This is a genomic window from Paenibacillus sp. 1_12, assembly GCF_900114475.1.
Classification (GTDB): Bacteria; Bacillota; Bacilli; order Paenibacillales; family NBRC-103111; genus Paenibacillus_S.
The window spans coordinates 1-9,553 of sequence record NZ_FOTE01000047.1 but is presented as its reverse complement, the minus strand read 5'-3'; the positions used below and the strand labels follow the sequence as shown (position 1 = coordinate 9,553).

The window sequence follows — 9,553 nt, the reverse complement described above, 5'->3', positions numbered from 1 at the left end:
CCTAACGGGCAGTTTAACGAAGTAACGCCTTGATGTAAGTTTGGGATATAGCTGGTTAAATTGAGTCATATGGGTTTAAGGCGTTTACTGATTTCTCGTAGCTTCTCTTTGGTGCTTATTATTTCTTCTGATGAATTACTAGCTTCGATGAGTAAAGAATATCCTACAGTATTGTCAATTGGGCGTGCGTTATCAAGTTTGTATAACTTATAACGTCTTTTACTTGGGGGATAAGTAATATAAGCAGAGTGTTCGGAAATGGGGAATAGCCCCATTTTCTTCAGCCTCGCCTTAGTGAACATATCTGCAGGAACTTTATCAGGACTGAACTGTTTCATGTTACCTCCACAGGTTGATTGGTTGTTTCAATATTAAATTATTTTATCAAATCATTAAAAGAGGTGATTTTAATGTTCACTGTTACTGTGGAGATGACTCAGGAGCGAAAATATCAATTGCGTGAGTGGATACATACACATGAGAATGCAACAGATCAATACTTTATGGGAGTCTACGCAGGGCTAAAGTGGATGATTGATAAAGTTGGTGTTAAGGAACATCTCTACTCTGAGTTACCCGTAGCATCTCCAATCATTATCGATCAGGCTTTTATTAGTGAATGCACTAAGAAATTTGAAGAAAATTGGATTGATGTGATATGGAATAGCGGTTTAGCTTTAGCTATTATTGCGGTCCTGGATCTATTTAATATTCAAATTATAGAGTTTCCAACTCCGAAATTTGCTAATAAGACGTTAAACTAACGAAGAACTTATAGTTCAATAAAACAGCGGAATCTAGGACTTTATTTTCCCGTCTATGATTGCCGTTGTTTATTACTGGGGGTCAGTCTAACACTTATTTTACGAAGTCTGACTACTGTTTTTAATTCGAAAACCCGTGTGGATTACATATTTCTCGGGAAAGCATCTCGTTGTGGCAAGAATCCAGAACGGGTGCTTTTTGTCATTTAACCTTTTAATATGAGTAAAAAAAGGGGGGGAAATGAATGCTGCAAGTGTCTTATATGCTCCTACAAATCCAGTGACATGGATGAAGGCAACATCTACATAAAAAAACGAAATATCCTTAAAATGGCTAATAAATTTTGCGCATAATTATTGTGCATTGTGAAAACGTTTTCTCGTTGCTATGGTAAAGGTGTTAACAAACACGAGAGAGGAGGAAGCCAGATGTCGAGAACGACCGTATATGCGAACCGAGAGTCAGAACCCGGTACGCATCGGATTGTGGAGTATTTCACCATGCTGCGCAAAGATTTTATTAAAAATAAATATTTGTATTTGCTGTCCTTGGTCGGTATCGCATACTACGTCATTTTTAAGTATGTTCCGATGTACGGGGCAATTATCGCTTTCAAAAACTACATTCCTTCCAAAGGGATAACCGGAAGCGATTGGGTCGGACTGAAGCATTTCTATGATTTTTTCGGTAGTCATTATTTCTTCAGGGTGCTGCGAAATACGCTGCTGATAAATGTGTATGAACTACTCTTTGCTTTTCCTGCACCTATCATATTAGCAATTCTACTTAATGAAATCAGGCAAAGCTTTTTTAAGCGTTTGGCGCAAACGGTTACATATTTACCGCATTTCGTATCTCTGTTAGTTATTTGCGGAATGCTGGTTGATTTTTCGCTAAAAGCGGGTTTGATTAATTCGATCATCGCATGGTTTGGAGGGGAAAGAGAAAATTTACTGCTCGATCCAAAACTATTCAGAACTATTTATATCAGTTCCGGAATTTGGCAGAGTATTGGCTGGGGATCAATTATTTATTTGGCGGCATTAACCTCTATTGACTCGCAGCTGTACGATGCGGCGACGGTCGATGGGGCCAACCGTTGGAAGCAAATGTGGCATGTGACGCTGCCGGGTATTATGCCGACGATTGTTATTTTGCTCATCCTGCAAATAGGGGGAATGATGAACGTCGGATTTGAGAAGATCATCCTGCTGTACAATTCCCAAACCTTCGAAACCGGCGATGTGATTTCGAGCTTCGTCTATCGTCGCGGGATACTGGAGGCTAATTACAGCTATAGTACGGCCGTCGGCCTGTTCAATTCGGCTGTTAACTTTACGCTGCTGGTCATTGCAAACCGGATAAGCCGTAAAGTGAATGAAACTAGCCTATGGTAGAAGGAGGGGGACAACTTGATTAAACGGAGCCTCGGCGACAAAATATTCGACACATGCAACTATGTGTTTCTTAGTCTGTTAATGCTTGTAACGTTGTATCCGTTTTTGTTCGTGCTCTTCGCATCGTTAAGCACGCCGTCAGAGCTTGTGAAGGAAACCGGAGTGTTATGGAAGCCGGCAGGCTTTTACCTGGAAGGTTATAAACTGGTTTTGAAAAATCCTATGATTGGTATCGGGTATTCAAATACGCTCATCTATGTCACAGTCGGAACCGTAATGAACGTATTTTTCACCGCCTTGTTCGCTTTTGTATTGTCGCGCAAAGACCTTTACTGGAAAAAGTATATGATGATGATGATCGTAGTAACGATGTTCTTCAGCGGAGGGCTTATACCCGAATACATGCTGGTGAAAAATCTGGGCATGCTGGATACCCGATGGTCGCTTATAGTACCCGGTTTGATCGCCACTTGGAATTTGATTATTATGCGAACCTCCTTCCAAGCGATCCCTTACGAATTGGAGGAAGCCGCTAAGATGGATGGAGCCTCGGATTGGACGGTATTCAGCAAAATCATTCTGCCGCTGTCGGTCCCGCTGTTAGCGGTGATGGTCCTGTTCTATGGGGTATCGCATTGGAATGCGTGGGCGAATGCGCTTATTTACTTACGAGATCGCGATTTGTTCCCTTTACAGCTCGTGCTGCGTGAAATCTTGATTCAGAACAGTACAGGCGATATAACGAATTTATCCTCGGCCAGCGACCCTTTCTTGGGCGAGGTCGTCAAATACGCCACGATTATCGTCGCTACGCTTCCTATTCTTGTTTTGTACCCGCTCATTCAAAAGCATTTCACCAAGGGAGTTATGATTGGAGCACTCAAAGGGTAAGCAGTAGCGGCTGCTCTAGATGAATAGATGTCCAATAAATTGTATGATTAAATAGGAGGGTACACCAATGAATAAAAACCATGTGACAGGCTTATTGTTAACACTTACTTTCGGGGCAGCAACGATTGCCGGCTGTTCATCCGATTCCGCTCCGGCCGCTCAAGACCCGGGTAATAAAGGCGCTTCCTCGGGAAAGCCGGTTGAGCTTACTTTTTTCATGAACACCAATATTAATGCCAAGGCTGTCAAAGGCTTTGAGGAAGTTGAAGCCTACAAGGAAATTCAGAAGCGCACCAATACGAGCATAAAATTCCAGCAGCCTGGCGACGGGTCCCAGTTTAACATTATGCTGGCTTCAGGCACTTATCCCGATATCGTCTATGCACCAAGCAATTATCCCGGTGGTATCGCCAAGCTGGTGGAGGATGGGGTCGCTATTAAGCTGAATGATCTGATCGACAAGCATGCTCCTAATTATAAGAAAATATTGACGGAGCACCCGGAGATTAGAAAGCAGATTATGCTGGACGACGGCACCATTGCCAAGTTTCCGCAAATCGATATAGACCTTCACAGGATCGCCTACTCGGGTCAAATGGTTCGGGCTGACTGGCTGGACAAGGTGGGCTTGAAGCCGCCCGGAACGATTGACGAATGGTATACCGTGCTTAAGGCTTTCAAAGAGAAGGACCCGAACGGCAATGGAGTAAAGGATGAAATCCCTCTAGGAGAACGCGGCGATTCTTTGGGCAGTATAAGCGCGTTTGCTACGAGTTGGGGGATACTTCCGGATAAATTCCAGTTGAACCCGAAAACGGGTAAAGTCACCTTCGGACCTATTGAACCGGCTTACAAGGATTATGTATCTACAATGAACAAATGGTATAAAGAAGGATTAATCGACTCGGAGTTCGCTGCTACGGATAAAAAAGCGTTTGAAGCCAAATTTGCCAAAAATTCGATTGGTTCCTATGGAGGCGTCATCTCGGGAGTCAATGCCTATAAGGATTTGCTGAAGAGTCAGGTGCCTGACTTTAAACTACTAGGTTTGTCCCCCCCGATTGGAGCAGCAGGCAAATCGTACAGCGGACATACTCAGATGGTGCAGAACGTTCCGCTGGACGGTGCCTTCATCAGCTCGCAGGCCAAAGATCCGGTTGCGGCGGTCAAGCTGCTTGACTATATGATTGGACCGGATGGCAGCGATCTTCAGAACTGGGGCATTGAGGGGAAAAGCTATAAGGTTGAGAACGGTAAAAAGAAATTTACCGATGAGGTGTTCAAAAGCTCGGATGGCTTTGAGCCTTCAGAGGCTGTGAAGAAATACGCATTACCTACTACAGGCATGGTGAAGGTTATGGATTTTGACGCTTGGGCCGCATTTGAGCTAAAATATCCTGAGGCCGTGGAGGCCAATGACCTGTGGTTTAAAGCCGACCGTTCGCTGCTTATACCTCCAATTTCCTTTAACGGACAGGAGAGTCAAAAGCTCGGCAGCATAATGAGTGAAGTGAATACGTATGTCAAAGAAATGTGGATCAAGTTTATTATGGGGAATGAGCCTGTCGATAATTATGATAAGTTCGTTGCCACCTTGAAAAAGATGGGGATCGATGAAGCTATACAAATCTATCAAACCGCATATGAACGGTATCAAAACAGAAAATAAAGCAGCAGGGTTGGATACGCGAAGTATCCAGCCTTCATCTATTTGAAGGGAGGAGGAACCTTATGAGGCGGGCCAATACGTACCGGATTTTTATGAAATATTTGTTTTCGTATGTGATCATTTTGCTACTGCCTATTTCACTGATGACGCTCGTTGTGTATAACGTGTTCGTGGATAAATTGCTGGACGAGACGATATCCGGGAATCTGAATACACTTGATAAAGTCAGGTATGTATTGGATGAGCAGCTAAAGCGGGTAGAAGACACGACCTTCCAATTAATGCTGGAGGATAACCGCTTGTCCCAATTCAGAGTTTCCGATGATCGGGGGTATAAAGCTTGGGGAATTACGTCCGAACTCAAGCGATACCAGAAGATGAATCCCTTTATAGATGAAATATGGTTGTATTATCGCGGAGAAGACACGGTTTATACAAGTAGAAGCGTGTATGCGCTTTCGGACCTTACGACTCAAATCTATCAATTTGCCGATTGGACGCAGGCGCAGGTGATAGAGGACTTGAATGCGTTATCTGTCAGGACGATCAGGCCGCCATCCATGGATAGTAAGGGGCAGGAGCGTCTGATGAGGATCATCGTGCCCGTGCTTCCCTATCAGCATAAGTCTTATGCAACCGTGGTTTATTTAATAAAAGAAAAAGCATTTCAAACGTTATTAGCAAATCATACTTCGACTGGTGGATCAACCTGGGTGATGGATCAGAATAACCAGATTGTTACCGGCCTTGGCGAAACGAGAGAGCTTAGAGCGGATACTATCTTACAGCTCGTCAATGAGGATATGACCCAGTCTTATCGAAAGGTCACCGTTGGTACAGCGGATCATTACTTGTTTGCCATAAAGTCCAAGCAGACAGGCTGGACCTATGCGACGTTGCTTCCGGTGAGGCTGGTGCTGGATAAATTAGAACGGGCCAAGCAAATGTTTATATACGGAGTGACGATCGTTCTGCTGTTTGGAGCCGTCTTCATCTTCTACAGTATGCGTTGGAATTACCGTCCGATTCACCAACTCAAGCTGGATACCGAGCAGATGTTTCGGAGTAACGAGCCATCCTTAAACGAGCTGGAAACGGTACGTTATGCGCTGAATTCGTTGGCTAGCCAAAAACGCAAGCTGGATGAAAGGGTGAAAAACCATGCGTTTGTGGCTAGGAAGCAGTTGCTGCTCTCCTTGATTAAAGGCGACTTTTCATCCGCGGAGGAGTTGCGTCTGTATGGCGATGAGATTGATTTTCCGATTCGGGGCTCTTTGTTTCGTGTAGCTATAATGGAGTATCCGGCTACGCTCGATTTGCAGCGTCATTTACCTTTAGCCGAGATGGAGAAGCTGCTGCCTTCAGAGCTTACAGGCTATGGCTTGGAGCATTTGGAGAAGAATAGGTATATTTTCCTCACCATAACGGATGGCATCGAATTAACAACGTACACCCATTTGTTGAGTAGCTTTAGGGAAGCGATTCGTGGCAGATTGAATGAATCAGTCACAATCGGAGTTGGCAACGTCTCGGAACTGCATGAGATTCCTCGTTCATATCTGGAGGCTTATACGGCAATCGGCTACCGCTTCATCCAGGGGTATGACCGGACAATTTATTTCGAGGACATTCCGGTGAATCAACCTGCACAGGAAGAATATCCGCACCAGGAAATGGAAGGGCTGAGGCAATCCATTCGGACAGGGAACGCTACCAAGGTCGAATCGAGCCTGTCCAACATGCTGTCCTATATCCGGCAAAACCAGCTACCCCTCGTTGTTGCAAGGGGGCTCGTCTTTGACATCATCCGGACGGTCAACCGCACATGGACGGATATGGGGATCAATGATCAGAGCCTATCCAACTACCCCGATGTATTTTCGCTGGAGCGGCTTGATACAATTGATGACTTTGAGCAGTTGATTAAGTCCATGTGTCTAGATCTTTGCGCTGCTTTTCAAAGTGTACAAAACGAGACAAATGGGCTCCGCTCGGCGGAACATATGGTGGAATACATCCAGCAGCATTATCACCTGTGCGACTTTTCGTTTCAGAATATGGCTCGTCATTTCGGGATGGCATTACCGAACCTAAGCCAATTTTTTAAAGATCAGTATGGGCAAACCTTATTGGATTACACGACGAATTTACGTATGGAGCGGGCCAAGGGGTTATTGGTGGCGCAGGACGTGCCTCTGAAGGTAATCGCGGAGGAGGTTGGCTATTATAACGTTTCGAGCTTCATTCGCCGATTTAAGCAATTGGAAGGCGTCACCCCTGGCGAATATCGTATCCAGCTGAAGGCTGAGACCAATTAGAGCGATTCTTAGTATCGATGATAATCAAATAAAACCGAGACAAAGGATGGAGACCGTGATGAATTCAAAAATATGGTTCAACGAACCTGCCAAAGACTGGAATGAAGCGCTCCCGATAGGCAACGGAAGAATCGGTGGCATGCTGTTCGGCCTTGTGGAGAAGGAGAGACTCCAGCTCAATGAGGATTCGGTTTGGTACGGCGGCCCCCAGGACCGCAACAATCCCGATGCGTTTGCGCACCTTGATCTCATGCGGGAGCTGCTTTTTGACGGAAGGTTGAAGGAGACCCACCGTCTGGCCGAGATGGCCTTTTCAGGTACTCCCTGCAGTCAGCGTCATTATATGCCGGCTGGAGATATTTTTCTTTTTTTTGATGATCATCAGGGCGAGATCAATCATTACCGAAGAGAGCTGGACTTGAATACGGCCATCGCTGCTACTCAATTTGAATTAAACGGATATTTGTATAAAAGAGAGGCGTTTGCCAGTTACCCCGACGGCATCCTGCTGCTGCGTATCGAAACTGACTGCCCTGAGGGTGTATCGTTTTATTCCCGATTTGATCGCAAAAAGGGCAAATATATGGATCACGCCGCCAAAGCTGGGGACAATTCCATTCTGCTCAGCAACAGCTGCTATGGCACCGGGGGTTCTGATTACGCGATGATGCTCAGGGCGATCCCTGAGGGTGGTACGACGCAAACCATTGGTGAGCATCTTGTTGTTCAGGGAGCGTCTGCCGTGACCTTAATGCTATCGGCAGCTACGACGTTCAGGTATTCCGATCCGGAAGCGGCCTGTAAGGAAACACTGGACAGGGCGGCATGCAAGCCATATGCAGCCATTCGGGATAGCCATATTCGCGATTATCGAGCTTTGTATCAGAGAGTGACGCTACGGCTTGGGAGCTCGGATAAAGCACTTGCCGAATTATCGACGCCGGAACGATTATCGCGGCTGCAGCAGGGAAAGGAGGATTCAGGACTTGTCGCACTGTACTTTCAATTCGGCAGGTATTTACTTATTGCGAGCAGCCGTCCGGGCTCTCTCCCGGCTAATCTACAGGGCGTCTGGAACGATCAGATGCTTCCACCATGGGACAGCAAATACACGATTAACATTAATACTCAAATGAATTATTGGCTCGCTGAAACATGCAATTTATCTGAATGCCACGAGCCGTTATTCGAACTGATCGAACGGATGCGGGAGCCGGGAAAACGGACCGCGTCGAAAATGTACGGCTGCCGTGGCTTTGTAGCCCATCACAATACTGATATATGGGCGGATACAGCTCCGCAGGACATTTATTTGCCGGCTACATACTGGACGCTCGGGGCGGCATGGCTATGCCTTCATTTGCTAGAGCATTACCGTTTTACGCAGGACCACTCTTTCATGAGCCGGGTTTATGAGACTGTCAAGGAAGCGTCGTTGTTTTTCCTAGACTTTCTGATTGAAGACCGGAACGGAAATCTGGTTACATCGCCTTCCGTGTCGCCGGAGAACCGTTATATTCTACCCAATGGAGAAGCCGGCACTCTCTGCTATGGGCCCTCGATGGATAGTCAGATACTTAGAGAATTGTTTACGGGCTGCATCGCGGCCAGCCGAATGCTTGATAGAGATGAGCCGTTCCGCCACCAATTGGAGCAGGCTCTGGCTAAGCTGCCAGCTACGAAGATCGGTAAACACGGTCAAATTCAGGAATGGCTGGAGGACTATGAGGAAGCTGAGCCCGGCCATCGCCACATCTCGCATTTGTTTGCGCTTCACCCAGGTTCCGCAATCAGTGTCAGTGATACTCCAAAGTTAGCTGCCGCTGCTAGGACCACGCTGGAGCTCCGTCTGGCCAATGGAGGCGGGCATACGGGCTGGAGCCGGGCATGGATTATTAACTTTTGGGCGCGGCTTGGGGATGGGGACAAGGCCTACTTTAACATTAAAGAGCTGCTGCGGAAATCAACGCTTTCCAACCTGTTTGATAACCACCCACCATTCCAGATTGACGGCAACTTCGGGGGTACGGCGGGAATTGCCGAGATGCTACTGCAAAGCCACTTGGATTGCATCCAACTCCTGCCTGCCCTTCCAACGGAATGGCGAGAGGGCAGCGTTACAGGCTTGAAAGCGCGCGGTGGATTTGAAGTCGACATTCATTGGGAGCAAGGTCTGCTGCGCAAAGCGGTTGTGCGGTCCTTAAAAGGTGGTGTCTGCCTCATTCGATCGGCACAAGTCGTTCGGATCGTGGATGGCAGCGGAAAGGAACTGCCGTATATCCGGGAGGGCTCCTTAATTACTATAGAGACTGTTCCTTCGCAAATCTTGCAGGTGGTTTCGACTTTAACCGAGGAATAAGAGGATGAATGTCTAAAATAGCCATAATCAGGAAGCGTAAAAGAAGAGAGATAACGGAACTTTTTTCCTCAATACCGTCTGTAGTTTGTTCCCCAAGTTAAGTGACCTGTATGTTAAGGGATTTTATCGGGGCAAAGGCATGGTTCAGATTTGA

7 protein-coding genes are annotated in these 9,553 nt (G+C 46.3%); 6 read left to right on the top strand and 1 reads right to left on the bottom strand.

Translation table 11 applies throughout. The features are described from left to right. Positions 1-65: 65 nt before the first annotated feature. Positions 66-338, bottom strand: coding sequence for a hypothetical protein (locus BM210_RS33715; RefSeq protein ID WP_091177048.1), 273 nt, complete (start codon positions 336-338; stop codon positions 66-68). A gap of 72 nt (positions 339-410) precedes the next feature. Here BM210_RS33715 and BM210_RS33710 point away from each other — a divergent pair, with 72 nt between their 5' ends. From BM210_RS33710 to BM210_RS33685, 6 genes are all read left to right on the top strand, one after another. Further along, the gene (locus BM210_RS33710; RefSeq protein WP_091177047.1) at positions 411-764 is read left to right on the top strand and encodes a hypothetical protein; all 354 of its coding nucleotides are present in this window, start codon (positions 411-413) and stop codon (positions 762-764) included. Positions 765-1,193: 429 nt separating this feature from the next. After that, the gene (locus tag BM210_RS33705) at positions 1,194-2,162 is read left to right on the top strand and encodes an ABC transporter permease (protein WP_091177046.1); all 969 of its coding nucleotides are present in this window, start codon (positions 1,194-1,196) and stop codon (positions 2,160-2,162) included. Positions 2,163-2,177: 15 nt separating this feature from the next. Continuing rightward, positions 2,178-3,053, top strand: coding sequence for a carbohydrate ABC transporter permease (locus BM210_RS33700; protein WP_091177045.1), 876 nt, complete (start codon positions 2,178-2,180; stop codon positions 3,051-3,053). 67 nt (positions 3,054-3,120) lie between these two features. Further along, positions 3,121-4,722: a type 2 periplasmic-binding domain-containing protein gene (locus BM210_RS33695; RefSeq protein ID WP_091177044.1), complete on the top strand. Its 1,602-nt coding sequence runs from the start codon at positions 3,121-3,123 to the stop codon at positions 4,720-4,722. 62 nt (positions 4,723-4,784) lie between these two features. Continuing rightward, entirely contained in the window at positions 4,785-7,040 is a 2,256-nt protein-coding gene (locus BM210_RS33690; protein ID WP_091177043.1) for a helix-turn-helix domain-containing protein, read from the top strand. Positions 7,041-7,098: 58 nt separating this feature from the next. Further along, entirely contained in the window at positions 7,099-9,399 is a 2,301-nt protein-coding gene (locus tag BM210_RS33685) for a glycoside hydrolase family 95 protein (RefSeq protein WP_091177042.1), read from the top strand. Positions 9,400-9,553: the final 154 nt, after the last annotated feature.